Source organism: Bacillus sp. CECT 9360 (assembly GCF_918741275.1).
Lineage (GTDB): Bacteria > Bacillota > Bacilli > Bacillales > DSM-1321 > Peribacillus.
Genome location: NZ_CAKKNA010000014.1, coordinates 22,412 through 47,153, shown reverse-complemented (window position 1 = coordinate 47,153; position 24,742 = coordinate 22,412). Strand labels below are relative to the sequence as shown.

The 24,742-nt window shown below is 42.5% G+C and carries 25 protein-coding genes; 16 read left to right on the top strand and 9 right to left on the bottom strand.

Annotated features, from left to right (window positions below):
* Positions 1–12: 12 nt before the first annotated feature.
* Both LQ216_RS16325 and LQ216_RS16320 read right to left on the bottom strand, forming a co-directional pair.
* On the bottom strand, positions 13–957 hold the full coding sequence (locus LQ216_RS16325) for a 4-hydroxy-3-methylbut-2-enyl diphosphate reductase (RefSeq protein ID WP_230130526.1): 945 nt from the start codon (positions 955–957) through the stop codon (positions 13–15).
* 834 nt (positions 958–1,791) lie between these two features.
* Positions 1,792–2,274, bottom strand: a complete 483-nt coding sequence (locus LQ216_RS16320) for a YqfQ family protein (protein ID WP_230130525.1) — start codon at positions 2,272–2,274, stop codon at positions 1,792–1,794.
* Positions 2,275–2,585: 311 nt separating this feature from the next.
* Here LQ216_RS16320 and LQ216_RS16315 point away from each other — a divergent pair, with 311 nt between their 5' ends.
* Positions 2,586–3,899 (top strand): DEAD/DEAH box helicase, encoded by a 1,314-nt coding sequence (locus LQ216_RS16315; protein ID WP_230130524.1) that lies wholly within the window; start codon positions 2,586–2,588, stop codon positions 3,897–3,899.
* Positions 3,900–3,919: 20 nt separating this feature from the next.
* Positions 3,920–4,810: a deoxyribonuclease IV gene (locus LQ216_RS16310; protein ID WP_230130523.1), complete on the top strand. Its 891-nt coding sequence runs from the start codon at positions 3,920–3,922 to the stop codon at positions 4,808–4,810.
* 104 nt (positions 4,811–4,914) lie between these two features.
* On the opposite strand, the gene LQ216_RS16305 is transcribed toward LQ216_RS16310, so the two are convergent.
* The gene (locus tag LQ216_RS16305; protein WP_230130522.1) at positions 4,915–5,178 is read right to left on the bottom strand and encodes a DUF2624 family protein; all 264 of its coding nucleotides are present in this window, start codon (positions 5,176–5,178) and stop codon (positions 4,915–4,917) included.
* Positions 5,179–5,335: 157 nt separating this feature from the next.
* Between LQ216_RS16305 and LQ216_RS16300 the strand changes: the two genes are divergently transcribed.
* Genes LQ216_RS16300 through LQ216_RS16290 form a run of 3 tightly spaced genes read left to right on the top strand, consistent with a single transcriptional unit; the run spans position 5,336 to position 7,386 of the window.
* Positions 5,336–6,091: a metal ABC transporter ATP-binding protein gene (locus LQ216_RS16300; protein WP_230130589.1), complete on the top strand. Its 756-nt coding sequence runs from the start codon at positions 5,336–5,338 to the stop codon at positions 6,089–6,091.
* Between the two features lie 24 nt (positions 6,092–6,115).
* A complete protein-coding gene (locus LQ216_RS16295) occupies positions 6,116–6,955 on the top strand; it encodes a metal ABC transporter permease (RefSeq protein ID WP_230130521.1) in 840 nt (279 codons plus the stop codon).
* Between the two features lie 14 nt (positions 6,956–6,969).
* Positions 6,970–7,386, top strand: coding sequence for a Fur family transcriptional regulator (locus LQ216_RS16290; protein ID WP_230130520.1), 417 nt, complete (start codon positions 6,970–6,972; stop codon positions 7,384–7,386).
* A 477-nt stretch (positions 7,387–7,863) separates the two neighbouring features.
* On the opposite strand, the gene LQ216_RS16285 is transcribed toward LQ216_RS16290, so the two are convergent.
* Entirely contained in the window at positions 7,864–8,433 is a 570-nt protein-coding gene (locus tag LQ216_RS16285; protein WP_230130519.1) for a hypothetical protein, read from the bottom strand.
* Positions 8,434–8,563: 130 nt separating this feature from the next.
* On the opposite strand from LQ216_RS16285, the gene LQ216_RS16280 reads away from it, so the two are divergent.
* Positions 8,564–9,031: a DUF308 domain-containing protein gene (locus LQ216_RS16280; RefSeq protein WP_230130518.1), complete on the top strand. Its 468-nt coding sequence runs from the start codon at positions 8,564–8,566 to the stop codon at positions 9,029–9,031.
* 101 nt (positions 9,032–9,132) lie between these two features.
* Here LQ216_RS16280 and ispG read toward each other — a convergent pair whose 3' ends face one another.
* The 3 genes from ispG to LQ216_RS16265 all read right to left on the bottom strand — a co-directional run bounded on the left by ispG (position 9,133) and on the right by LQ216_RS16265 (position 11,736).
* A complete protein-coding gene (ispG, locus tag LQ216_RS16275) occupies positions 9,133–10,233 on the bottom strand; it encodes a flavodoxin-dependent (E)-4-hydroxy-3-methylbut-2-enyl-diphosphate synthase (protein ID WP_230130588.1) in 1,101 nt (366 codons plus the stop codon).
* Positions 10,234–10,502: 269 nt separating this feature from the next.
* A complete protein-coding gene (locus LQ216_RS16270) occupies positions 10,503–10,838 on the bottom strand; it encodes a hypothetical protein (RefSeq protein ID WP_230130517.1) in 336 nt (111 codons plus the stop codon).
* A gap of 121 nt (positions 10,839–10,959) precedes the next feature.
* The gene (locus tag LQ216_RS16265) at positions 10,960–11,736 is read right to left on the bottom strand and encodes a DUF1189 domain-containing protein (protein ID WP_230130516.1); all 777 of its coding nucleotides are present in this window, start codon (positions 11,734–11,736) and stop codon (positions 10,960–10,962) included.
* Between the two features lie 205 nt (positions 11,737–11,941).
* On the opposite strand from LQ216_RS16265, the gene LQ216_RS16260 reads away from it, so the two are divergent.
* From LQ216_RS16260 to phoU, 10 genes are all read left to right on the top strand, one after another.
* Positions 11,942–12,649, top strand: coding sequence for a hypothetical protein (locus LQ216_RS16260; protein ID WP_230130515.1), 708 nt, complete (start codon positions 11,942–11,944; stop codon positions 12,647–12,649).
* 123 nt (positions 12,650–12,772) lie between these two features.
* Positions 12,773–13,255: a DUF456 domain-containing protein gene (locus tag LQ216_RS16255; RefSeq protein ID WP_230130514.1), complete on the top strand. Its 483-nt coding sequence runs from the start codon at positions 12,773–12,775 to the stop codon at positions 13,253–13,255.
* Between the two features lie 172 nt (positions 13,256–13,427).
* Entirely contained in the window at positions 13,428–14,036 is a 609-nt protein-coding gene (gene sodA, locus LQ216_RS16250; RefSeq protein ID WP_230130513.1) for a superoxide dismutase, read from the top strand.
* A 430-nt stretch (positions 14,037–14,466) separates the two neighbouring features.
* Complete coding sequence (locus LQ216_RS16245; RefSeq protein WP_230130512.1) at positions 14,467–15,690, top strand: MFS transporter; 1,224 nt, start codon at positions 14,467–14,469, stop codon at positions 15,688–15,690.
* A 103-nt stretch (positions 15,691–15,793) separates the two neighbouring features.
* Complete coding sequence (locus LQ216_RS16240; protein WP_230130587.1) at positions 15,794–17,971, top strand: penicillin-binding protein 2; 2,178 nt, start codon at positions 15,794–15,796, stop codon at positions 17,969–17,971.
* Positions 17,972–18,152: 181 nt separating this feature from the next.
* Positions 18,153–19,106 (top strand): PstS family phosphate ABC transporter substrate-binding protein, encoded by a 954-nt coding sequence (locus LQ216_RS16235; RefSeq protein WP_230130511.1) that lies wholly within the window; start codon positions 18,153–18,155, stop codon positions 19,104–19,106.
* A 132-nt stretch (positions 19,107–19,238) separates the two neighbouring features.
* Entirely contained in the window at positions 19,239–20,147 is a 909-nt protein-coding gene (gene pstC / locus LQ216_RS16230) for a phosphate ABC transporter permease subunit PstC (protein ID WP_230130586.1), read from the top strand.
* A complete protein-coding gene (gene pstA, locus LQ216_RS16225; RefSeq protein ID WP_230130510.1) occupies positions 20,147–21,025 on the top strand; it encodes a phosphate ABC transporter permease PstA in 879 nt (292 codons plus the stop codon). Before pstC ends, pstA begins: the two co-directional genes overlap by 1 nt.
* A 310-nt stretch (positions 21,026–21,335) precedes the next feature.
* Entirely contained in the window at positions 21,336–22,181 is an 846-nt protein-coding gene (gene pstB, locus LQ216_RS16220; RefSeq protein ID WP_230130585.1) for a phosphate ABC transporter ATP-binding protein PstB, read from the top strand.
* Between the two features lie 27 nt (positions 22,182–22,208).
* Entirely contained in the window at positions 22,209–22,859 is a 651-nt protein-coding gene (gene phoU / locus LQ216_RS16215; protein ID WP_230130509.1) for a phosphate signaling complex protein PhoU, read from the top strand.
* 963 nt (positions 22,860–23,822) lie between these two features.
* On the opposite strand, the gene LQ216_RS16210 is transcribed toward phoU, so the two are convergent.
* Together LQ216_RS16210 and LQ216_RS16205 are read right to left on the bottom strand one after the other, a co-directional pair.
* Positions 23,823–24,320: a hypothetical protein gene (locus LQ216_RS16210; protein ID WP_230130508.1), complete on the bottom strand. Its 498-nt coding sequence runs from the start codon at positions 24,318–24,320 to the stop codon at positions 23,823–23,825.
* A complete protein-coding gene (locus tag LQ216_RS16205; RefSeq protein WP_230130507.1) occupies positions 24,317–24,688 on the bottom strand; it encodes a hypothetical protein in 372 nt (123 codons plus the stop codon). The genes LQ216_RS16210 and LQ216_RS16205 overlap by 4 nt, the downstream gene beginning before the upstream one ends.
* Between the last annotated feature and the right edge of the window lie 54 nt (positions 24,689–24,742).

Here is a 24,742-nt window from a genome sequence, read left to right as displayed (position 1 = left end):
TGCCTGCAACACTTAAGCTTTGGCCTTCACTTTAGGAAGGATCTTATTTAGAGGAACTTTCTTCTCAGTTGCCCATGTGGACTCATCTTCAGGATTGAACTGATCAATGAATGCAATAACTTCTTTCGTAATCGGTGTCGGCGTCGAAGCTCCAGCGGTTACGGCGACTGTTTCCGCATTCTTTAGCCAGTCCAGCTGTAATTCAGAGATGTCGGCAATTCGATAAGCTTTGGTTCCGGCAATTTCCTTGGAAACTTGTGCGAGCCGGTTTGAATTATTGCTTTTCGGGTCGCCTACTACAATCAGGACATCTGCTTCACCTGCTTGCTTGGCAACAGCTTCCTGCCGAACCTGGGTCGCAAGGCAAATTTCCTTGTGTACCTCGACATGCGGATATTTTTCCTTAACCTTTTCGACGATGTCTATAACATCCCATTGGCTCATGGTTGTCTGGTTGGTGACAATGATCCGGTCGCTTTTCACTGTAAGGGCATTAACATCGTCAATCGTTTCAACAAGATGAACGATATCTGGTGCTACTCCGACAGCACCTTCCGGCTCAGGATGACCTTTTTTACCAATATATATAATCTGATAGCCTTGCTCTTTTTTTTCGTTAATTAAATTATGAGTAGCTGTAACATCGGGACATGTTGCGTCAATGGAAACCAGCCCTTTTGTTTTAGCCAGTTCTCTTACTTCGGGGGAAACTCCGTGGGCAGTGAAAATAACGGTTCCGCCATCTACTTTTTCCAGGATTTCTTTACGGTTTGTTCCATCCAAGGTGATGATGCCTTCTTCTTCAAAAGCGTCAGTCACATGCTTGTTATGGACAATCATGCCCAGGATGTAAATCGGGCGTGGCAAAGTCTTATCTAAAGCGGCATTTCGGGCGATGACCATCGCATCGACAACCCCATAGCAATAACCGCGCGGTGATATTTTAATAACCTTCATCGTGTTCCTCCTTTAAGCGGCAAAGGAATCTTCATGCCTGCTACACTATATTATATAAGACGCCGGCCAATATTACAAAAAGTATCGTCCTGCTGGGAATACTCCGCGATCACTAGAAGGAAACATTGCGGATTAAGATTTCGTAGCGGGAATTTCGATTTAGTAGCCAGTTTCGAATTTCGTAGCGGATTTGGGGTAGAATGTAGCCGGTTTAGGTACTTTTGAAGCGGGAATCTCGATTTTGTAGCCAGTGCCGGATTTCGTAGCAGGAATTTCATTTTTGTAGCGGATTTGGGGTAGAATGTAGCCGGTTTAGGTACTTATGTAGCGGGAATCTCGATTTTGTAGCCGGTGCCGGATTTCGTAGCAGGAATTTCATTTTTGTAGCGGATTTGGGGTAGAATGTAGCCGGTTTAGGTACTTATGTAGCGGGAATCACGATTTTGTAGCCAGTGCCGGATTTCGTAGCGGGAATTTCATTTTTGTAGCGGATTTGGGGTAGAATGTAGCTGGTTTAGATACTTTTGTAGCGAGAATCTCGATTCTGTAGCCAGTACCGGATTTCGTAGCGGGAATTTCATTTTTGTAGCGGATTTGGGGCAGAATGTAGCCGGTTTAGGTACTTTTGTAGCGAGAATCTCGATTTTGTAGCCAGTGCCGGATTTCGTAGCGGGAATTTCATTTTTGTAGCCGATTTGGGCAGGATGTAGCCAGTTTAGGTAATATTGTAGCTGATTTGCGGCGGTACGTAGCCAGTTTCGGATTCCATTAAAGACAGAGGTACCTTCAACTAAAAAAGAATGCAACTGCAGCTGCATTCGGGTCATACGAAATTCAAATATAAAGCTTCGGCTGGGAAATGCGTTCTCGCTTCTTTGTTTTTGGGACGATTTGTTCATCCTTTATTTCCAAATGCGAGGATTTCTCTTCCTTGACCACTGTTTTAACTTCTGTCTCAACTGGTTCTGCTAATTTTTCCTCTGTTGTCTCAGTATTCTCATCTTCAGCTTCTTCCGTATTTTCCGTATCTTTCATGCTGCGGTACATTTTCCACATCGCCGGCAGGTTTTTGATGATCGGCCCATATTGATGGACCATAGGACCGATTTGCTCTGCCGCTGAAAGTACTTTTTGAGTGTTGGCAAGCACTGATGTAAGCGAGGCGGTACTTTTTATCGGCTCCACAGGGGCTGAAGGGCGGCTGAAATAAGAAGAGGGAGGGGGACTTTGCTGCTTTGATTTGCCCAGTATTTTTGAAATCAATCCGCCAACCCCTTTTTGTTGGGTCCCCCCTCCCGCCGCCGGTTGATGTTGCATCGGGGGCCTGCCTGAAAAAGGGCCGCCCCTAACTTGTTGCTGATTCCTCATTCCGGGCCCATTTTGAGGCCACATTCCAAAGTTTCTCCCTGGGCCACTATTTCTTCCTGGGGGCATACTTTTCCTCCTTTCATAAGCTATATACATAATAGATTATGCATGATTCACGAAAAGGTTTGAGCCATTCACGACATAGGTTGTGTACTTAATCGAAAGACGATAAGATAGGAAGGGTAGTTTTATTTTCTTGCATTCATTATAATAACAGGACATGTAAAAAGTTCGCGGAATTTAATTAAAGGAGTTTTCTGATGGAGCAAAATAATTTTGAAAGATTTAAGCTGCAAAGCTATATTATAGACGCGGTGAAAGCGTTAGGTTTTGATAAACCGACTGAAATTCAGGAAAGAGTCATTCCTTCCATTTTAAAAGGGACAAGTCTGATTGGGCAATCGCAAACAGGGACGGGTAAAACACATTCCTACTTGCTGCCAATCATGAATAAGATCATTCCCGGTAATGAAGAAGTGCAGGCAATTGTCAGCGCGCCGACAAGAGAGCTTGCGACTCAACTCTACCAGGAAGCGCAAAAGATCGCTGAGCATTTCCCTGCTGAATCCCCTATCCAGATTCGTTTGCTTGTTGGCGGTACAGACAAGCAGCGTACGATTGATAAATTAAAAACCCAGCCTCAGCTTGTCATTGGCACACCGGGTCGAATCAAAGACCTTATTGATGAACAGGCGCTCCATGTTTTCTCAGCGACCATGCTTGTAGTCGATGAAGCTGACCTTATGCTTGATATGGGATTTATTGAGGATGTCGACAAGTTTGCGTCAAGAATGGCCCAGAATATTCAGATGCTTGTCTTTTCCGCGACCATTCCGGAAAAGCTCAAGCCGTTTTTGAAAAAATACATGGATAATCCTAAGCACATCCAAGTCGATCCGAAGAAGGTAGTTGCCGAGAAAATCGAGCATGTATTGGTACCGCTCCGCCATCGGAATAAGAAACAACTGCTGCACGATATAATCGTTAAATATAATCCATTTCTAGCCATCGTGTTTACAAACACAAAGAAAATGGCGGACGAAGTCGCAGATAGCTTGATTGAACAAGGACTTCGGGTTGGTAGGATACATGGCGACCTGAGTCCGCGTGACCGCAAGAAAATGATGAAGCAAATTAATAGCCTGGAGTATCAGTATATTGTAGCTACAGATTTGGCTTCCAGAGGTATTGATATCGAAGGCGTCAGCCATGTCATCAATTTTGAATTGCCGACCGATCTTGACTTTTATGTGCACAGAACAGGCAGAACGGCGCGTGCGGGTTACTCGGGAATTGCAGCAAGCATTTATGAAACATCGGATGAGGATGCTTTGAACCGTTTGGAAAAGATGGGTATCACATTTAAGAATATAGACATCGATAAAGGCGAGTGGGTCGAGATTGATGAACGGAACAAGCGGAAAAACCGCAAAAGACAAGGAAACGAAATGGATACAATGGCCAAAAGCCATGTCAAAAAACCGACAAAAGTAAAACCGGGTTATAAAAAGAAAATGCAGCGCGAAGTAGAAGACTATAAAAAGCGTCAGCGCCGCGTTCAGAAAAAGAAATAAGACGGGGGGGAATACGAGATATGTTGAAAATTGGTTCACATGTGTCCATGAGCGGAAAAGATATGCTCCTGGGCTCAAGCAAGGAAGCCGTTTCCTACGGAGCGAATACGTTTATGATTTATACGGGGGCGCCGCAGAATACAAGACGGAAAAAGATTGAAGATTTGAATATAGAAGCAGGCAGAAGCCATATGGAGCTAAATGGAATCGATGAAATTGTCGTCCACGCGCCATATATCATTAATATCGGAAATGCAGTAAACCCTGCAACGTTTGAGTTGGGCGTCAGATTCCTTCGAAGTGAAATCGAACGGACAGAAGCACTCGGAGCGAAGCAGATCGTCCTTCATCCGGGAGCCCATGTCGGCGAAGGCACGGAAGTGGGAATTAAGAAGATTGTCGAAGGCTTGAATGAGGTCTTGACGGAAGACCAGCAAGTACAGATTGCCCTTGAAACAATGGCAGGAAAAGGTTCAGAATGCGGAAAGAATTTTGAAGAGCTTGCGATGATCATGGATGGGGTAAACTTGAGCGACAAGCTGTCCGTTTGTTTTGACACATGCCATACCCATGATGCAGGCTATAACATTGCCCGGGATTTTGATGGTGTCTTGAATGAATTTGATAAGATTGTCGGCATTGACCGGATTAAAGTTCTTCATATCAATGACAGTAAAAACGCTGTCGGAATGCGAAAAGACCGCCACGAGAATATCGGCTTTGGCCATATCGGATTCGAAGCATTAAGCTATATCGTGCATCACCCGCAGCTTGAGAATATTCCAAAGATCCTTGAAACCCCATATGTCGGGGAAGATAAGAAAAATAGGAAACCTCCCTATTTATTTGAAATTGAAATGCTCAAGAATAAAGCGTTTGATGATAATTTACTTGATAAGATCATGGCCTGAAATTGAAAGGGACAGTAAAAAACGTATAGGAATGCCGAGACATGTATGAGGTCATTTTTCTCACGCAGTCTTGGTTCCTAAACGGTTTGGCTGTCCCTTTTCCATTATTTCAAATTAGCGGTCAGCTTCTGGAAGATGGTCTCCAGTTCGTTAGCGGTGGCGAATCCCGTTTGATCGGCAACCTGTTTGATTGCCTTTTGCCGTTCAACCGTATTGAAGACATTGATATTCTTTCCAGCTACAACCTTACAAATAATCTTCGCCTGGTCTTTTGTCAGCTTCACATTATATTGACGGGCCAAGCCTAGAAGTTCATCAGGCGTGATGGTATTCACTTTATGGTTAATCATCATTTCAAATAACTTCATACAATCCCTCCTGCCTCTAAGATATGAAGCAGCGATGAACAAGTGAACAAAATAATTCAGTAAATTCGTATCCTTTACATTGAGTCGCGTTTGCTTTATACTACAGTTTGTAAATCGTAATGATTCTTAAAAAAGGGTGATTCCTTTGGGAGATAAAATGAAAGCACCGATTATTGAGGTTGAAGATTTATCGTATAAATATGCTAAAACCAGCGTCCTCGAACAGGTCTCTTTAAAAGTACCTGATGGGGCTTTTCTTGCGCTGGTAGGCCCTAACGGCTCCGGAAAATCAACATTGTTTAAATTGATTCTGGGGTTGTTAAAGGTGCAAAAGGGAAAAATTCAGTTATTTGGCGAGGACATCCGCCAATTTAAACAATGGCAAAAAATCGGTTTTGTTTCACAAAAAGCCAATTCGTTTAATTCCGGGTTTCCTGCTACCGTTTTTGAAGTGGTCCAAAGCGGATTGACCAAAAAAATCGGTTTGTTTACATTTCCAAAAAAAGAACATAAACAAAAGGTGCTAGAGGTTTTGGATTCAGTGGAAATGCTTGAGTTCAAAGATCGGAATATCGGTGAACTATCTGGCGGCCAGCAGCAGCGGGTTTTCATCGCCAGGGCATTGGTCAGCGAACCCCGGTTGTTGATTTTAGACGAACCTACTGTAGGGGTGGATTCAAAGCATGTCCAACAATTTTACGAAATGCTGGAAATGCTAAATAAAGAAATGGGGATTACCCTTATTCTTGTCACGCATGACGTAGGAACAGTGACGGAGAAGGTTACCCATGTTGCCTGTCTAAATAAAAGGCTTCATTTTCATGGAAACGCCGATGAATACCAATCCTTAAATGACAAGGAGCTTTCATCTATATATGGTCACGGCGTACAGCTGTTAAGTCATAATCACTAATGTTTTGGAGGATAGGTGGGCCCCATGCTTTCTGGTATATTTCAGTTTGAATTTTTGCAAAATGCTTTTCTGACAGGGATCATCATCGGTGCGCTTGCTCCTTTATTGGGCGTGTTTGTGGTAGTACGTCGAATGTCTCTTATAGCCGATGCGCTTAGTCATGTGACACTGGCTGGGATAGCGTTCAGCCTGTTGCTTGAAAAAAGATTCCTGGCTTTGGCGGGAATGAATCCCCTGTATATGGGTATGGTATTCTCGGTTATTGGCTCGCTGTTTATCGAGCGGCTGAGAAATGTGTATAAGCATTACCAGGAGCTCGCGATTCCAATCATTCTTTCGGGCGGGATTGGATTAAGTGTAATCTTCATATCGATCGCGGACGGCTTTAATGCCGACTTATACGGATATTTATTCGGCAGTGTCAGCGCTGTCAGCCGCAATGATTTGTGGGTGATTATTTCAGTCTGCGTGATTGTCGTTCTCACGATCATCTTTTTATATAAGGAATTATTTCTGTTATCCTTTGACGAAGAACATGCTAAAGCTTCGGGAATCCCATCAAAATGGATTCATTTTATATTCATTATCATGGTTGCATTGGTGATATCCGCTTCGATGAGGGTGGTTGGCATTTTACTTGTTTCGGCTTTGATGACTCTTCCTGTTGCCGCAAGCCTCCGCTTTGCGAAAGGGTTTAAACAAACGATATTCTATTCCATTTTGTTTGGAGAGATTTCGGTTATTGGCGGATTGTTCTTATCTTACTACTTAGACTTGGCTCCAGGCGGAACAATTGTCATGATCGCGGTTGGATTGCTGATCGTTTCGATTCTGGTCGATAAAATGAAAGCAAGAATTTCGTAAGGCGGGTGATTTGAATGAATGTGGAAACAGCGATGCAGTTGTTGAAAGAGAAGGGTTTTAAGCATACCGGAAAACGCGAGGAAATGCTTCAGCTCTTTTCAGCGAGCAATAAATATTTAACAGCTAAGGAAGTTCTGGAATCCATGAAAGACGATTATCCAGGTTTGAGCTTTGATACGATTTATCGAAACCTTTCTCTTTTTGTAGAGCATGAAATATTTGAGATGACGGAACTTGCTGGTGAAAAGCATTTCCGCTTTACTTGCAGCCACGAGAGCCACCATCATCACTTCATTTGTATGGGCTGCGGCAAGACGAAGGAAATTGAAACATGTCCAATGGGCGGCTTGGAGGAAAGTTTGCAGGAATACGATGTCTCCGGCCATAAGTTTGAAATTTACGGCCGCTGCCCCGAGTGCAAGGTTTCATAAAGACTTTGAAAAAAAGGCTGTCTTTTCCTGAATGGGAAAACAGCCTTTTTTTATAATTGGCTCTGTTAAACGATAATGTTGTTTTTGGGAAGGGAATCTGCGAGACTCCTGCGGAAAAACGGGCTGGCAAGACCCCGCAGCGAGGTACGAGTGAGGAGGCTTGCCAGTTCGTCCGCGGAAAGCGAGTAGATTCCATGACCATTTGAAAATCAACAATGGAATTTAACAGAGCCTTATAATTAAAGAAAGTAAAACTTTATTAATTTTATAAAATGTCCACTACGCGGGGTTTATTATCCGAACTCGAGATTTATTATCCAAACTCCGATTTTATTATCCGAACTGAGGTATTTATTATCCAAACTCGGAGATTTATTACCAAACACCAGAATTATGTTTGCCATAGGACGTGGCCGATTTTAGTGAAGTTCCTTATTTACAAGGGCCATTGCACTTGTCTTAGACTTATCCATAATTTTATTTTTCACCCAACCATCGATCGACCCACTTCTTAGCCTCAGCCCAGTTGTTGACACGGATGACTTGTTCGGGAATCGGCTGCCGGTTGTATGGTGTGTCGAATAAGATGACTGGAATATTGCATTCCGTGGCAATCGCAACGGCGTTGTCATGTTTATCTTCAAAGAAAAGATCAACCCCGAATTTTTTGGCTGTTTCAACTTTATCATGAGACCCGGTTAATTCGATATGATTAAAGAGGATTCCATGCTGATGAAACCAGCTTTCCGTGACTTCCAAAAGGTCATGGTGCCGGGCGCTAATAAAGTATAAATCCGCTTTTTCGACCCATTCTGAAAGTGTTTCTTTGGCTCCTTTCGATAGCTGTGATTCCGAGTAAATAATCGGTTCATGTTCGGCGAACCATTCTGCGAAAGCTTCCTGGGAAATATTGATGAACGGATTTAAGTCGTACTCCGTAATATCTTCATACGCCAGGTTTAATTGAAAAGCTTTATTTAAAAAAGGAATCATTGTGTCGGGACGGGTCACCGTTCCATCTATGTCAATGCCAAAGCGTCTTCTCATTGTTTTCTCCTTTTATGTGAGTAATAATTAAGAAATACTATCCATGAAATGAAACCTTTTTCAAGTGGATTTTCGCAGAAACCACATACACTATAAATGCTCCTATCTTTTAAAAAGCGAGGGATGCGTGTTGGACGATAACCATAACAGTTATTCCAGTTTGGATGATGAAATGGAAACCGCGCGAAAAAGTGAGTCAGATGACGTTTACCGTAGTCCTAACGTCACCGGCGACTTTGACAGCCTTCAATTCGAAACGACAACTCCGGAGTCAATCAGCAGCCTGAATGACGATAACAGGTATCATGAAGAGACTTCCGCAGAGTTGGCGGTACCACAGCGTTTGAATAGAAGTGATACGGCTGGTTCAGATGGTGAAAACGAATCTGAAGTAAGAAATTCAGGAACCACATTTGGTCTTTCTGGATTAGCTTTGTCTGTGCTTTCCCTTTTTATCATGCCAATTTTGCTCGGAGCCGCGGGAATTGTGCTGGGGTTCGTTGCACGAAGACGGGGAGCAAACACTCTTGGCGCTTGGGCTATCGGTGTCGGAGCCGTTTCCATTATCGTCGGGATCTTTATTCTCCCGTTTTTTTAGCAGTTGGAAATAACTACCGCACACAAGGCTCACCAATTTTAAATAATAGGGCACAAAAATGCTTGGATTCAGTTCATGAATCCAAGCGTTTTTCATTTTTATTATAAAATTGGGGTTTGCTCGCTTTTTTGCTTCTCATAATATTCTTCGGCAATTTTATCGATTTCTTTTTTGAGCTCCTCAACCATTGTTTCTTCGGGAACTTTTCTGACGATTTGACCTTTACGGAACAACAATCCTTCACCGCGAGCCCCAGCAATACCGATATCGGCTTCCCTAGCCTCCCCAGGACCGTTAACCGCACAGCCCAGAACGGAAACCTTGATTGGCGCTTTTACGGTTTGAATATATTCTTCAACTTCGTTTGCAATACTGATCAAGTCGATTTCGATTCTGCCGCATGTCGGGCATGAAATCAATGTGGCCATATTAGAAGCAAGACCGAATGATTTCAGCAATTCACGCGCTACCTTTACTTCCTCGACAGGATCGGCACTGAGGGATATACGGATCGTGTTTCCGATACCTTTGCTTAAAATTACCCCGAGACCGGCCGCACTCTTCACGGTACCGGAAAAAAGTGTTCCTGATTCAGTGATGCCCAGATGAAGCGGATAATCAAAAGCTTGGGCCGCTTTTTCATATGCTTCGATGGCTAAATTAACATCTGATGCCTTCATGGAAACGATAATATCGTGAAAATCAAGGTCTTCCAGGATTTTAATATGGTGCAAAGCACTTTCTACCATGCCGTCAGCCGTAGGATAACCATATTTTTCGATAATGCGCTTTTCCAAAGAACCGGCATTAACCCCGATTCGAATCGGGATCCCTTTTGCTTTTGCCGCTTTGACAACAGCTTCAACCTTTTCACGGCGACCGATATTTCCCGGGTTGATGCGGATTTTGTCCGCGCCCCCTTCAATTGCCTTCAAAGCAAGCTTGTAATCAAAGTGAATATCTACAACAAGCGGAATATTAATGCGTTTTTTAATCTCAGGAATTGCGTCAGCGGCCCTCTCGTCCGGACAAGCAACACGGACAATCTGGCAGCCTGCTTCTTCCAGCCGCAGGATTTCGGCGACTGTAGCTTCGACGTCGTGTGTCTTCGTAGTCGTCATACTTTGAACGACTACCTCGTTACTTCCCCCAATTGTTAAATTGCCGACTTTAACGGGGCGCGTTTTGGTACGATGTATAATTTCACTCAAGTGGAATTCTCTCCTTTTGGAAAAAATCAGATTTCAATTCGGATCATTATTTTTCATGATTCACTCATTATTGTATCAATGTTAGAAGCTAATTGACAAGCAATAGAATTTATCCCGCTTTAACGGGCAGTAAGACCCCACTTCAAAACTTGGATGGAAAAACAAGGTTAAGCGGGGGAGCAACTGCCCGTAAAAGTCCGATTGGTGTCAACTAACCATCGGTGGGGATGAACAAAACCCCCACCGATGGAAGTTTCACTTTATTGCGACGAGCCCTTTTGTTTGTCGTACACCGGAATTTTATAGGTTTCCCCGATTTGCATTTCCTCCGGATTCAACCCGTTATTTAATTCCTGGAAATCGCGGATTAACATTTCTATAGAAACGGTCAGGCCGTCTTCTTCTTTTTCACTGATCGTAAGCAGCGTATCGCCCGGGTTAATCATCACCTCTGTATATGGGACGGATGATTTTTCAGGTTGTATCGAATATTCGCCTGCCTTGACTCCCGACGCCGGCAGGGTGCCTGTCGTTAAATCAAAATAAATAATGAATCCAATGAAACATAAGGTAAGAAAAAGCAGCAATCGTTTCATTTTTTTCCAACTCCTCAAGCTTGTATTACTACAATATATGGGGGAGTGTTTGGATTATGCCTAATATTCGGCATAAATTAAAAAGCTTGGACTAAAATCATGTCCAAGCTCTCATATGACTCTATTTTGCTTCTTCGCTCTCAGGTATTTCCTTAATAGAGAGATAAAGCATGACCAATGTCACGAACCAGCTGATTAGGATCCCGAATGGAACCGGAGCCTGGAATGCATCCATGATGGCAAAGAAGAAAGTCGGCAGTACGATGGCATAGGCTGTCAACCTCCAACTATGACGATACGAAATATTCTTATTCAAACTGTTTTTAAAAGAGAGGCCAAACAACGCCAAAAACGAAATCTTAAGAAAGTTGACGGCCGCTGCGAACAAATACATCATGGCGATAAGAACGGGAAGAACGATGACTAAACTGGAATCAACCGTCTCCAGATAATCATTGAGTTCTTCACTTGTGATCGAAAACCCATCTAAAATTGAATAGGAGTTTGATTGGGCTTGGCCAGCAGTCACAAAAACCACTTCATTTTTTAATAGGCCTACTCCATTTTCAGTTTGATTGGCGATATTGCTGCTCGTCCACTCACCGGTATCATCTAATATAATTTGGAAACCAGCTTTGTTTACGACGATTGGCTCGTCCGCTTCAGAGGTTAGCGTACCATTTTTGATCTCAAAGGGAGGCAGATCCTCTTTGACCGTTTCTTGAAATGCATGAATTCCGCTTTGTAGAGCTGTACTAAAATAGTAAGCCGGCGGAATGATTGAAATGAGAGTCAGCAGAAAAACAAAAGCGATGGTTTTTCCGATTCCCTGATTGCGAAATGTAGCAATGTCTCTCGGGGAATACAAACTTACAATCAATTGCTTGAAAATATTCAATATCCACAACACCTTTTACAAAAAAATCATTCCCTTTATTTTATCGGTCACTAATGAAGAAAACAACCTTTTGTACTTTGAAATATTAAGCTTAGATTAATTTTTGGGCAAATTCCTTTACATAAATTTCACTTTTTTATCATAATGGAAAAGAGTGAATTTTGGCGAATAGAATTTCTTTCTAAAATACAAGGGGTTGAAGTGTGTGGATAAATTACCTTTTATTTCAGTGTTGGCTAAGGCTGTAACAAAGCTTATGCCATCAGATGAGTCGTTAGATCCTTCATTGATCGAGCAATCGTCATCGATAGCATTGGGACAGGCCAAGGAAGAAATTCTTAAGATGGGCTATATTACGGTGAGAGGCTTAAAGGAGTCGCTCCAATATCTGTTGTCGAACCAGAATAAACATAGAGAGGCAGCTTCACAGTTCGATGGAGTCATGAACAACCTTGATGGGAAAATTGCAGGGTATCTGACACGCTTAGCCGCTAAAGATTTATCGAAAGCGGAATCCAATAAATATTCTATGCTCAAGAATGCAAGGCAGGATATTGAAATAATCGGAAATCATTTTGAAAAGATCATGGAAATTGCCGAATATCAAATCACAACTAAAACATATTTACCTGAAATGATTGTGTCTGACATAAAAGAAATGTTCCAAAACAGTATCGATACGTTCGAACTGGCCATCATTGCTTTTGACCATTATGATCTTGATTCGGCTAAAGATGCCGTTGCGAAGGGGACCCAAAAAAGAACCCTACAGGGAACCCACATGGAAAAGATGCTGTTGAGTACGCAAACGCCGAACGGACCGGATAGGACAGCAGATTTGGTCTTGAGTTTCAGGGCAATTCGGGATCATGCAGTTAACATTGCTGCAGCCATTATAGGGGAACGTCAATAATTGTAGTTTTATGAAACAGTGAAATTGGGGATGTTAACCTTAAGTGAAACTTTTTATTATCTAGCACGTATAAAGCAGGTAGCAGTTCATAGAAAGAAACAAGAAGCGGAGAGGGAAAACAGATTGGAAACTATTTATTGGGTATTAATCGCAATCATGTTCATAGTCGGTTTTGTCGGGCTTGTGTTTCCGATCATTCCAAGCGTTTTGTTCATTTTTGGAGGAATTTTGTTGTATGGATTTCTCTTTACGTTTGATCATTTCAGCTGGTTGTTCTGGACCATTCAAATCTTGCTAGTTATTTTACTATTTGTGGCAGATTACGTCGCTAACATGATCGGAGTTAAGAAATATGGCGGTTCAAAGGCCGGGATATGGGGAAGCACCATCGGGATTTTGGTCGGTCCGTTTGTTATTCCGGGATTCGGAATTATAATTGGACCATTTGTTGGAGCGATTCTAGCTGAGGTGCTCGTCCATAAGAGGGACGTGATAACTGCTTCAAAAATCGGGTTCGGGTCAGTGATTGGATTTATCAGCAGTGTCGTAACAAAAGCGATTATCCAGATCTTTATGGTCGGTTACTTCTTACTCGTTGTCCTATAGTCATTTCACTTTCCTTTTCAAGGAGTTACGAAAACAACTATTGGAGAGCATAACGTTTGAAACCGACGTCAATCTTTGATAACCTAGTGCTAACGAGCTTTAGAAAAATTAGGGAATTCTCCATGCTTCTAAAGCCTGTAAAAATTTAATTACATATTAGGAGGAATTTATTATGGCATTCGAACTTCCACAATTACCTTACGCGTACGATGCATTGGAACCAAATATCGATAAAGAAACGATGAACATTCACCACACGAAACATCACAACACGTATGTTACCAATTTAAACGCTGCATTAGAAGGCAATAACGAGCTTCTTGGCAAAAGCGTAGAAGAAGTTATCGCTAACCTGGATGCAGTTCCTGAATCCGCTCGTACAGCTGTACGCAACAATGGTGGCGGTCACGCAAACCACTCTTTATTCTGGCAGCTTCTTTCTCCAAACGGAGGCGGACAGCCAACTGGTGCATTGGGTGACGCGATCAATTCTAAATTCGGCAGCTTTGACAGCTTTAAAGAAGCATTTGCAAAAGCGGCTACCACTCGCTTCGGTTCTGGCTGGGCGTGGCTTGTTGTCAACAATGGCGAATTGGAAGTAACAAGCACACCAAACCAAGATTCACCATTAATGGAAGGTAAAACTCCAGTTCTTGGATTAGACGTTTGGGAGCATGCTTACTATTTAAACTTTCAAAACCGCCGTCCTGAGTACATCAACTCCTTCTGGAATGTTGTAAATTGGGATGAGGTTTCAAAACGTTATAGCGCAGCGAAGTAATTTCGCAGCAACGATGGAAAGCAGGAATCCTTTTTAAAGGGTTCCTGCTTTTTTTATCTATGTTAAATATCTCTGTTGATTTTTGGATCATTTTGCTCCCCCTCCATGAAACGATTGGAGAAAGCTCGCTTTCTCTTTCGTTTCATGGAGGGGGAGCTACCTTTCAGCAGAGCTGAAAGGCGTGTGAAACCCTGGTTTCACACGAATGAACCAAAAATTGTATTTATCAAAAACATTTTATAACAGAGCATTTTTTCTAAGATAGTAAAACTTTTTATCTTAGAAAGACATCTAGCTACGACGCATAGGACGTGACGGTCTTAGACTCGTTCTTCCATACTACCAGGCCGCTTTCGCTTTTCTTATTTTTACAACATAAATGCCCTCCTTTTTTCAAACACTATGAGAGACTTAAAAGGAGAGGTAAACAATGGGCTTTTTAAAGAAAGTGATCGGTAAGGTGGAAGTAAATAAAGATTTGCATCTGCTCTTGCTGATTGGCGGATTGTACAGCATCAGCATCGCGTTGTCCAACACCTTTGTAAACATCTATTTATGGAAGCAATCAGGTAAATTTCTTGATATTGGCATTTATAATTTATCCATCGTCCTTTTTCAACCGCTCACATTTATTCTGGCCGGATGGCTGGCAAAGAAGGTCGATAGGATCATCGTTTTGAGGCTCGGGGTGATCTTCCTGTCGGCCTTTTATCTATGCGTCCTTTTAATCGGTACCAAAGCAACGGATTTCCTCATATTGCTTGGAGGGGTGCTTGGTGTAGGCTATGGATTTTACTGGCTGGCGTTTAATGTATTAACTTTTGAAATCACCGAACCGGAAACAAGGGACTTTTTTAATGGTTTTATGGGAATCCTCTCCTCATTAGGAGGGATGATCGGACCCGTTTTGGCGGGTTTTACTATCTCGCGTCTTGCCGAGTATACCGGGTATTCCATCGTGTTTGGCATATCATTGTTTTTATTTTCAATCGCTGTTATTTTGAGCTTTTTCATCAAGAGACGTCCTGCCAACGGTAAGTATTTATTTAAAAGGATTTATAAGGAAAGAAAAAATAATTTTAATTGGCGAATGGTCACAAACGCGAACTTCTTCCAGGGACTAAGAGAAGGAACGTTCATGTTTGTTGTTTCGGTTTTTGTATTTATTCATACAGGAAGCGAAATGGCGATCGGGAGCTTCGCCTTGATTAATTCCGGCATCTCTTTTGTCGCTTATTTTCTCGCCTTGCGCTACATAAAGCAGCCGATGAGGAAAAAGGCGATTCTTGCAGGCGGAGCGCTGTTGTATGCAGGAGTTTTTCTGATCGCGTTTGATGTCAGCTACGGGAAATTGCTTCTCTATGCCGGCACGATCGCTCTTGCCTATCCGATTTTGCTCGTTCCCTATGTATCGATGACCTATGATGTTATCGGAACAGCCTGGAATGCGGCGGAAATGAGGATTGAATACATAGTGGTACGAGAGGTTTTCATCCATTTGGGACGGATTGTATCGATTCTCGGATTTATCGCATCGGTCACTCTATTCAAGCCGGAGGAAAGCCTGCCCGTGTTCTTATTAATCATCGGAGCCGGACATTTGTGCATTTACTTTTTTGTAAGAAAAATGAATACTGCAAATAATGTCGTTTAGAAAATTTTCTACGAAAAATAAGGTATACAAGGGTAGAAAAAAAAGACCACATTATATAGAATAGAAAAGTAGGATTGAATATTATCGAAGGATGTGTGGCTTGATGGTAAAAAAAGAGAAAGAGAAAAAGACGCATGTTCCTTTTCGTTTAAATCTGCTTTTCTTAGGAGTTTTTGTCCTGTTTTCCGTTTTAATTTTGCGGCTTGGTGTCGTGCAGATCGTCTATGGCGATGATTATAAGCGGGAATTGGAGAAGAAGGAAGAAGTACCGGTTAACACGCCGGTGCCGCGTGGAAAAATGTTCGACCGGAATTTAAAGGTGATGGTCGATAATGTACCACTTGATGCGGTCACGTACACAAGATATCAAGAGACCAAACCGAAGGACATGCTCGAGACGGCCGAGACATTGGCGACGCTGATCGAGATGGGACCTGATAAGATTACCGAACGGGACCGGAAGGATTTTTGGATCCTGACAAATCCAGATGAAGCAGAAGATAAAATCACCAAAAAAGATAGAAAAGTCGCTGAAAAAATGGCGGAAGAAGGAAAAAAGAAGCCTGAAAAATATTTATACGATCTCCAGCTTGATAGGATAACGGAAGAAGAAATCAATAGCTTTACAGAGGCTGAGCTTGAGGTGCTGGCGATTTTCCGTGAAATGAACAGCGGCATGGAGCTGGTACCGCAAATTGTGAAAAATAAAGATATGACAAAGGAAGAATTCGCAAGAGTCAGCGAAAATCTTGAATCGCTTCCTGGAGTCGATGTTACAACTGACTGGGATCGTTCCTACAGATATGAGAAAACACTGAAATCTCTTCTTGGCAAAGTCTCATCGTCCGAAGAAGGCCTTCCGGAGGAAAATCTTCAGCATTTCCTATCCAAAGGATATAGCCGGAATGACCGGGTCGGAAAGAGCTATGTTGAAAAGGCCTACGAAGATGTACTTCACGGACAGAAAGCAAAGGTTAAGAACATTAAAGACAAATCGGGAAATGTAGTGGAAACAGAAGAGGTTACAAAAGGTGAGCGAGGCAAAGACCTGATCCTGACGATCGATGTCGAGCTTCAGCTCGCAGCTGAAGAAATTATGGTAGAAGAATTGAATAATGCAAAGAAACTGAGTAATACAAGGCTGCTTGACCGGGCTTTTATCGTGATGATTGATCCTAATACAGGTGAAGTCCTAACAATGGCAGGGAAGCAAATCGTGCGCGACGAGAAGACAGGCAAGCAGACAACCGAAGATTTTGCGCTTGGCAATATCACCACTTCCTATACGGTGGGATCCTCTGTCAAGGGCGCGACTGTATTGACAGGCTACCACACCGGGGCGATTTCCCCGGGGACAAGATTCTATGATACGAAGATGAGAATTGGGACATTAAAGAAAGGGTCTTGGAAAAACTTGGGTTGGCTTGATGATGTCGGTGCATTGCAACGATCTTCGAACGTCTATATGTTCCATACAGCTATCAATATCGCCGATGGCCATTACGTTCCGGGAGCAGCTTTGCCTATTAACAAAGATGCCTTTAATATCTTACGTGACAGTTATGCGCAATTCGGGTTGGGCGTCCGTACCGGTATTGACCTACCGAATGAGATGGTAGGATTCAAGGGTTCGGAAACGCTTTCTGGTAAACTGCTTGACCTCTCCATTGGACAATATGACACATATACACCGATGCAACTGGCGCAATACGTCTCGACGATCGCCAATGGCGGAAACCGAATGAGGCCGCATATTGTCAAGGAAATCCGCCAGCCGGTCGATAATAACGAAACATTGGGACCGGTCATGCAGGAAATCGAGCCAACCGTATTAAACAGGCTCCCGATGACGGAAAGTCAGATCGAGCGTGTCCAAACAGGGTTTAGGGCTGTCATGCAGCCGGGTGGAACAGCTAATGGATACTTTTCAGGTGCAACCTATAATCCGGCTGGTAAGACAGGTACCGCCGAGGCGTTTTATGATGGGCCGGATCGCAAAAAATACAGTGAGCCGGTGCCGGTGATCAACCAATCACTGGTAGGATATGCACCGTATGATAATCCTGAAGTTGCGTTCGCTGCTGTTGTCCCGTGGGCTTACCAGGGCAAGTCTCATAAAATGAATGCTAATATTGCCAGAAGGGTCATGGACAAATATTTTGAATTGAAAAAAGAACGCGCCAAAGCAAATTCGACTGAGCAATCAACCGTGGAAAAAGTAGATAACAGCAAGAAAGTCCAGCAGGAACAGGCAGAAGCACAGGATGATCAGGATAACTAAATTATGAAACTACCAATCTTATAGTATAAAACGCTACGCTCCGTCAAAACGGAGCGTTTTTTTACAAATTTCTCGACGAAATTTACGCAAAATTTACAATCCATTAAAACAAAGTTAATAGAAAAGCTTTACTCTTTAGTTGTAGGACAAAACAACTAAATCTCGCAGGGGGAATTCGAGAATGAAAAGTTTTAAATTTATGGCATTAACAGCAGTGATGAGCGGGGCGATAGCAGTAACAGCTGCCTGTGGTTCAGAAGAAGGTAACGGAGCCGGAGCAGAAAATGGACAGCTTAAAGGCAATGTCGCTATTGATGGCTCTTCAACAGTTTATCCAATAATGGAAGCAGTAGCTGAAGAATACATGGCTGAACAGCCGGAAGTTAAAGTTTCAGTTGGGTTAGCGGGTACTGGCGGCGGCTTCGAAAAATTCATTGCCGGCGAAACTGATATGAGTAATGCTTCACGTCCTATCAAAGATGAAGAAAAAGCTGGATTAGAAGAAAAAGGAATTGAATATACCGAATTTAAATTAGCATTCGACGGTCTATCAGTGGTAGTCAACAAAGACAATGATTTCATTGACCACTTGACTGTGGATGAATTGAAAAAATTATGGGTAGATACAGGCAAGGCGAAAAAATGGTCTGACATCCGTCCTGAATGGCCAAAAGAAGAAATTAAATTTTACTCGCCGGGAACAGATTCAGGAACATACGATTATTTCAATGAAGTAATCCTTGAAGAAGAGCCGATCGTTGCAGATGCTACTCTTTCTGAAGATGATAACGTACTTGTACAAGGTGTTACTGGTGATAAGAACGCAATTGGTTTCTTCGGATATGCTTACTACGAAGCAAACAAAGATAAGTTAAAGGTTGTTCCGATTGACGGTGGCAAGGGACCAGTCGAGCCTAATGCCGAAACAATCGAAAGCGGAGAATATGCGCCGCTGTCACGTCCATTGTTCACATATGTATCCAATAAAGCAATCGCTGAAAAAGAACAGGTTGCTGATTACACTGAATTCGTTTTAGAAAATGCTGACGAAATGTCAGCAGAAGTTGGATATGTGAAACTTCCAGAAGAAGAGTATACAAAAGGTCTGGATGCACTCAAAGAATTGAAAAAATAGGGGTTTGTTTTAGCGAAATATGAAATAAGGCCGGGCGAGAAGCAGTAATTGCTTCTCGACTTGCCATGTCTTGGATGGAAAGGGGTTTTCATTTTGGAACTTGGCACTGCAGAAAAGGGTTCAGTCCAGCAAATGATTCAGGAAAAGAAAAAGAAAAAGAGCAATCGATTGAGTTTCGAGAAAATAATCCCGGGACTTTTGCTATTGACAGCGATCATCTCGGTATTAACTACACTTGGGATTGTATTCACCTTGATTTTTGAGACGGTTATCTTCTTTAAAGAAATTTCGATTGTTGAATTTTTCACAGCTGATAAGTGGTATCCGTTTTCGGAAACCGCCGCTTCATACGGCATTACACCTTTAATCATGGGGACGTTAAAGGTAACAGGAATTGCAGCTTTGGTCGCCGTACCGATCGGCTTGGCCACTGCCATTTATTTGAGTGAGTATGCTACCGAGAGAGCTAGAAGAATTATTAAACCGGTATTGGAAGTATTAGCGGGAATTCCGACGATTGTTTATGGTTTCTTTGCTTTAACGTTCGTCACGCCAATCTTAAGGGACATCATTCCATCGCTTGAGATTTTTAATGCCCTCAGCCCGGGAATCGTAGTCGGAATTATGATAACACCAATGATTGCATCCTTATCAGAAGACGCGATGTCTGCCGTTCCCAATTCGATGAGGGAAGGTGCTTTCGCACTTGGTGCGACGAAGCTGGAAACAGCGATTAAAGTCATTCTGCCTGCAGCGATTTCAGGTATTATGTCATCTATCGTACTGGCTTTATCGAGGGCCATTGGGGAAACGATGATAGTGTCCGTTGCCGGTGGTTCTACACCAAACTCCGATTGGGATATCACATCATCGATTCAAACGATGACTGCCTATATCGTACAGGTCAGCACTGGTGACGCAGGGTATGGAACGACCATTTATTACAGTATTTACGCAGTGGGAATGACACTATTTGTATTTACTTTGGCGATGAACCTGTTGGCGCAATTTATCTCTCGTAAGTTTAGGGAGGAATACTGATGAATCTATTAAATAAAGAAACCGTTGGAAAAAGAATGCCTGTTCGTCTGGCAACCAATTCGATTTTTAAAGGATTGTTTTTCCTTGCGACAATGTTTGGATTGCTAGTGCTGGGAATTTTGCTTTACCGGATATTCACTCAAGGAATTGGCTATCTGGATATGGACTTTTTACAAAATTTTGCCTCCAGAAAACCGGAAGAGGCTGGTGTGAAGGCCGCACTTACGGGTACAATCTGGCTAATGGCTACGGTTGCGCCTATCTCGTTACTGCTTGGAGTGGGCACAGCGATTTATCTGGAAGAATATGCAGCTAAGAACCGTTTAACGACTTTTATTCAAGTGAATATCTCAAATCTGGCTGGTGTTCCTTCCATCGTGTTTGGTTTGCTTGGCTTAACGATCTTTGTACGGGCCCTAGCGCTTGACCGCTCGGTTTTAGCAGCGGCTTTGACCATGAGTTTGCTTGTTCTGCCGGTCATTATTGTTGCGGCCCAGGAGGCGATTCGCTCCGTGCCAAATGAATTGCGCGATGCTTCATATGGAATGGGTGCGACAAAATGGCAGACAATCCTAAAGGTAGTTCTTCCGGCTGCGATTCCGGGAATCTTGACCGGGGGAATCCTTGCCCTGTCCCGTGCCATCGGTGAAACGGCACCGCTTATTGTAGTAGGAATCCCTACATTTATCGCCTTCCTGCCGAGAACGGTATTCGATTCGTTTACTGTTCTGCCGATGCAAATCTTCAACTGGACTTCTAGGCCGCAGGAAGAATTCCAAGGTGTAGCCGCAGCTGGAATCATTGTGCTGCTAGCACTGCTAATTTTCATGAATTCGATCGCGGTGCTTATCCGCAATAAATATACAAAAAGGTATTAAAAAATCAGGGGTTTAATTCAAGGCGCTTATGCTTTTCTAAGAAAGAGAATAAGGTAAGACTATCTAACTTAGACGGGTGTCTAGCTTCAGCGCCCAGCAGCTCGGACTTGCACAGGATGTGCTGACTTCGGCGTTTGCCACAGGAAGTGGCAGCTTTTTAGCCGAAGTTCATCTAAAGTCACCCCTCCTACGAGGGGTGTCTTATGCCTGTCGGACTACTCAGCATAGGCTGGCATCGACGTTTGCCACACGATGTGGCAGATTTTAGTCGATGTTCCTTACTTGCAGGGCGCTTACGCTTTTCAATAGGATGAAGGAGGATTTTCAATATATGACTGCTACTAAATTGAGTACGGTGAAAACAGATAATTTCCAAGTGAATGATTCATTTACAGAGCCAAAAGGGCTGGTATATGAAACTTCAGATTTGAATCTTTGGTATGGGGACAATCATGCTTTAAAAAATATCAATCTTGATATCTCACAAAATGAAATCACTGCAATCATCGGACCATCAGGTTGCGGAAAATCTACTTATATTAAGACATTAAACAGAATGATCGAGCTTGTCCCTGGAGTTAAAACATCTGGAGAAATTAAGTACCGCGGGCGCAATATTCTTGATAAATCATATCAAGTGGAAGATTTACGGACCCGTGTAGGAATGGTTTTCCAAAAACCGAATCCGTTCCCTAAGTCGATTTATGAAAATGTCGCATACGGACCGAAGATCCATGGCATTAAAAACAAAAAGGTTCTTGATGAGATTGTAGAAAAAAGTCTGCGCGGCGCTGCCATCTGGGATGAAGTAAAGGACCGTTTGAATGAGAATGCCTATGGGCTTTCCGGCGGACAGCAGCAGCGTTTATGCATTGCCAGATGTCTTGCGATTGAACCTGATGTTATTCTAATGGATGAACCTACTTCGGCACTTGACCCTATTTCAACACTAAAGGTTGAAGAGCTTGTTCAGGAACTGAAAAAGGAATTCAGCATTATCATCGTTACCCACAATATGCAACAAGCTGCACGAATTTCTGACAAAACAGCCTTTTTCTTGAATGGAGAAGTCATTGAATATAAAGATACAAATACAATCTTCTCAAATCCTGCTGATAAGAGAACAGAAGATTATATTACTGGACGATTTGGATAATAAGACAGACAGGGGATGAATGGACGAATGATAGTTCGCGAAAAATTCGAACAGGAATTGGCTGAGTTAAAGGGAAAGCTTATTGAACTGGCAAACCTTTCATCAGAAGCAATTTCTAGGTCATTTACCGCACTTGAAAACCAGGACTTGGATATGGCCCTGGAAATAATCGAGGACGATACAAAAGCGAATTTGCTTGAAGAAGAAATTAATGATTATGCGATATTGCTTATCGCTAAACAACAGCCGGTGGCGATCGATTTAAGAAGAATAATCGCTGCTATTAAGATTGCTTCAGATATTGAGAGAATGGCTGATTTTGGCGTGAATATTGCCAAGTCCACAATCAGAATCGGCCAGCAGCCGTTCATTAACTCGCTGGCTCATTTAAGGGAAATGCATGATGTTACCATCGAAATGATTCGTCTATCCATTCAAGCGTTTGAAGATGAGGATATCGAACTCGCCAAGAAAATCTCGGACATGGATGAGGAAGTGGACCGCCTTTACGGAGAAAACTTCAAAAGTCTGATTCAGCTGTCACATGAGAATTTACAGCAGGTCACACAACTTGCGTTTGTTGCCAGATACCTTGAACGAACCGCCGATCATGCGACCAATATCGCGGAAAGTATCTACTATCTAGTAAAAGGACGTCATTTTGATCTAAACGAATAAAAGCGGAAGGCAGCTCCTTTCAACGAGCGGTGATCTGTATCATTTGATTACTGCAAAGTTGATGGGAGCCTGCCTTTTTTATTTGGTTTTGTCTCAATTTAATAATCGCTCGTAAATCCGGATAGTCGCTCGTAAATTGGGATAACCGCTCGTAAATTGGGATAACCGCTCGTAAATATAGATTAACGAGCACAAATTCAGATAATCGAGCAGAAATCCGTATTATCGAGCACAAATTCAGATAATCGAGCAGAAATCCGTATTATCGAGCACAAATTCAGATAATCGAGCAGAAATCCGTATTATCGAGCACAAATTCAGATAATCGAGCAGAAATCCAGATAATCGAGCAGAAATCCGTATTATCGAGCACAAATTCAGATAATCGAGCAGAAATCCGTATTATCGAGCACAAATTCAGATAATCGAGCAGAAATCCATATTATCGAGCACAAATCCAGATAATCGAGCAGAAACTCAGATAGTCGAGCAGAAATCCGTATTAACGAGCACAAATTCAGATAAACGAGCAGAAATCCGTATTATCGAGCACAAATTCAGATAATCGAGCACAAACTCAGATAAACGAGCAGAAATCCGTATTAACGAGCACAAACTCAGATAAACGAGCAGAAATCCGTATTAACGAGCACAAATCCAGATAAACGAGCAGAAATCCGTATTATCGAGTACAAATCCAGATAATCGAGCAGAAATCCGTATTATCGAGCACAAATTCAGATAATCGAGCAGAAATCCGTATTAACGGGCACAAATTCAAATTATCGAGCAGAAATCCAAATTAACGAGCAGAAAATAAGATAGTCGCTCACAAATAAATTTTGATGAGACTCTCATACTCGAAATTAACGGACTCCATGATAAAAACCCACTCTTATCAAAAAAATGCCCTCCACAACAAATCGGAGGGCATTTCTTATTGGTTGAATAGATTAATATTGGTTATTCCGTGATTGTTTTCGCCACCTGCTGGATGGTCATATTACCAAGTTCATACTCACCGACTTGAATTTCTTTGTTCAGTTCATTTTGTTCCAGATACTGTTCAAAGGCTTTCGCATCTGCTACAATGCCTTCTTTTTCAAGCAATGCCGCAATGTCTATAGAGGTCATTCCGGACCGAATGGATAGCTTGTAAGGAGCCGTCTTTGCTTCTTTAGGAACGCTCTGTGTTTCTTTCTTCACGTCCTCTACTTTTGAAGCAGCTTCCTCAATATTCTCAGGTTGCTGTTTTTCTGAAGGTTGTTTAGCTTCGGGAGCCGTGTCCTTTGCCTTTTCTTCCTTTATATCAGCTTTGACGGTATATCCCTTTTGCTTCAGCAGTGAGGTCGCCTCTTCAATGCTGTCATGTTCCGGTTGGAACCAGTGTTCATATCCCGCAACCACTGCCGTTGAGAGAATGATTCCTGCTGCAAATGGCTGGAGCGTCCCTTTATTCATTGTGCAGCTCCTCTCGATCCATTTTCTTCAATGATTTTTTGGACGGTTTCCATAGGTAAAGTGGATTGCTTTGTGATTTGTTCCAAAGATAGGCCTTGCTGGTACAAGGACACCACTTGCACTTTGAGGATTTCATTTGGCTTATTGATAGAATGAGAAGCTCGCATGCTTGGTCCAGGACTATCCTGAATTAGTAACTCCTCTTCAAGAATCTTAATTTTCTTTTTTAATTGATAGACGTCCTGCATATGGGTAAGTGTGAGTTCCTCAAGCTCCTCTTGAAGCTTTTTCACATGATCTTTCTTAAAGAAAGATAAGATAAGCAGCACGATCGCTATTGATAATAAAATGATGAAGATTGCATTCATGTTTTCCACCTCTGAAGCTTCGAAATTCTTCCTACAAAATCTATCATACACAAT

Excerpts from the sequence above, each read along its gene's own strand:
- LQ216_RS16300 (WP_230130589.1), top strand. The coding sequence starts at position 5,336 with ATGAAAGCACCGATTATTGAGGTTGAAGATTTATCGTATAAATATGCT.
- LQ216_RS16305 (WP_230130522.1), bottom strand. The coding sequence starts at position 5,178 with ATGAAGTTATTTGAAATGATGATTAACCATAAAGTGAATACCATCACG.
- pstC (WP_230130586.1), top strand. The coding sequence starts at position 19,239 with ATGATTCAGGAAAAGAAAAAGAAAAAGAGCAATCGATTGAGTTTCGAG.
- LQ216_RS16315 (WP_230130524.1), top strand. The coding sequence starts at position 2,586 with ATGGAGCAAAATAATTTTGAAAGATTTAAGCTGCAAAGCTATATTATA.
- LQ216_RS16295 (WP_230130521.1), top strand. The coding sequence starts at position 6,116 with ATGCTTTCTGGTATATTTCAGTTTGAATTTTTGCAAAATGCTTTTCTG.
- LQ216_RS16245 (WP_230130512.1), top strand. The coding sequence starts at position 14,467 with ATGGGCTTTTTAAAGAAAGTGATCGGTAAGGTGGAAGTAAATAAAGAT.
- LQ216_RS16210 (WP_230130508.1), bottom strand. The coding sequence starts at position 24,320 with ATGAATAAAGGGACGCTCCAGCCATTTGCAGCAGGAATCATTCTCTCA.
- phoU (WP_230130509.1), top strand. The coding sequence starts at position 22,209 with ATGATAGTTCGCGAAAAATTCGAACAGGAATTGGCTGAGTTAAAGGGA.
- LQ216_RS16310 (WP_230130523.1), top strand. The coding sequence starts at position 3,920 with ATGTTGAAAATTGGTTCACATGTGTCCATGAGCGGAAAAGATATGCTC.
- LQ216_RS16325 (WP_230130526.1), bottom strand. The coding sequence starts at position 957 with ATGAAGGTTATTAAAATATCACCGCGCGGTTATTGCTATGGGGTTGTC.
- LQ216_RS16205 (WP_230130507.1), bottom strand. The coding sequence starts at position 24,688 with ATGAATGCAATCTTCATCATTTTATTATCAATAGCGATCGTGCTGCTT.
- LQ216_RS16235 (WP_230130511.1), top strand. The coding sequence starts at position 18,153 with ATGAAAAGTTTTAAATTTATGGCATTAACAGCAGTGATGAGCGGGGCG.
- pstA (WP_230130510.1), top strand. The coding sequence starts at position 20,147 with ATGAATCTATTAAATAAAGAAACCGTTGGAAAAAGAATGCCTGTTCGT.
- LQ216_RS16290 (WP_230130520.1), top strand. The coding sequence starts at position 6,970 with ATGAATGTGGAAACAGCGATGCAGTTGTTGAAAGAGAAGGGTTTTAAG.
- sodA (WP_230130513.1), top strand. The coding sequence starts at position 13,428 with ATGGCATTCGAACTTCCACAATTACCTTACGCGTACGATGCATTGGAA.
- pstB (WP_230130585.1), top strand. The coding sequence starts at position 21,336 with ATGAAGGAGGATTTTCAATATATGACTGCTACTAAATTGAGTACGGTG.
- LQ216_RS16320 (WP_230130525.1), bottom strand. The coding sequence starts at position 2,274 with ATGCAACATCAACCGGCGGCGGGAGGGGGGACCCAACAAAAAGGGGTT.
- LQ216_RS16270 (WP_230130517.1), bottom strand. The coding sequence starts at position 10,838 with ATGAAACGATTGCTGCTTTTTCTTACCTTATGTTTCATTGGATTCATT.
- LQ216_RS16285 (WP_230130519.1), bottom strand. The coding sequence starts at position 8,433 with ATGAGAAGACGCTTTGGCATTGACATAGATGGAACGGTGACCCGTCCC.
- LQ216_RS16240 (WP_230130587.1), top strand. The coding sequence starts at position 15,794 with ATGGTAAAAAAAGAGAAAGAGAAAAAGACGCATGTTCCTTTTCGTTTA.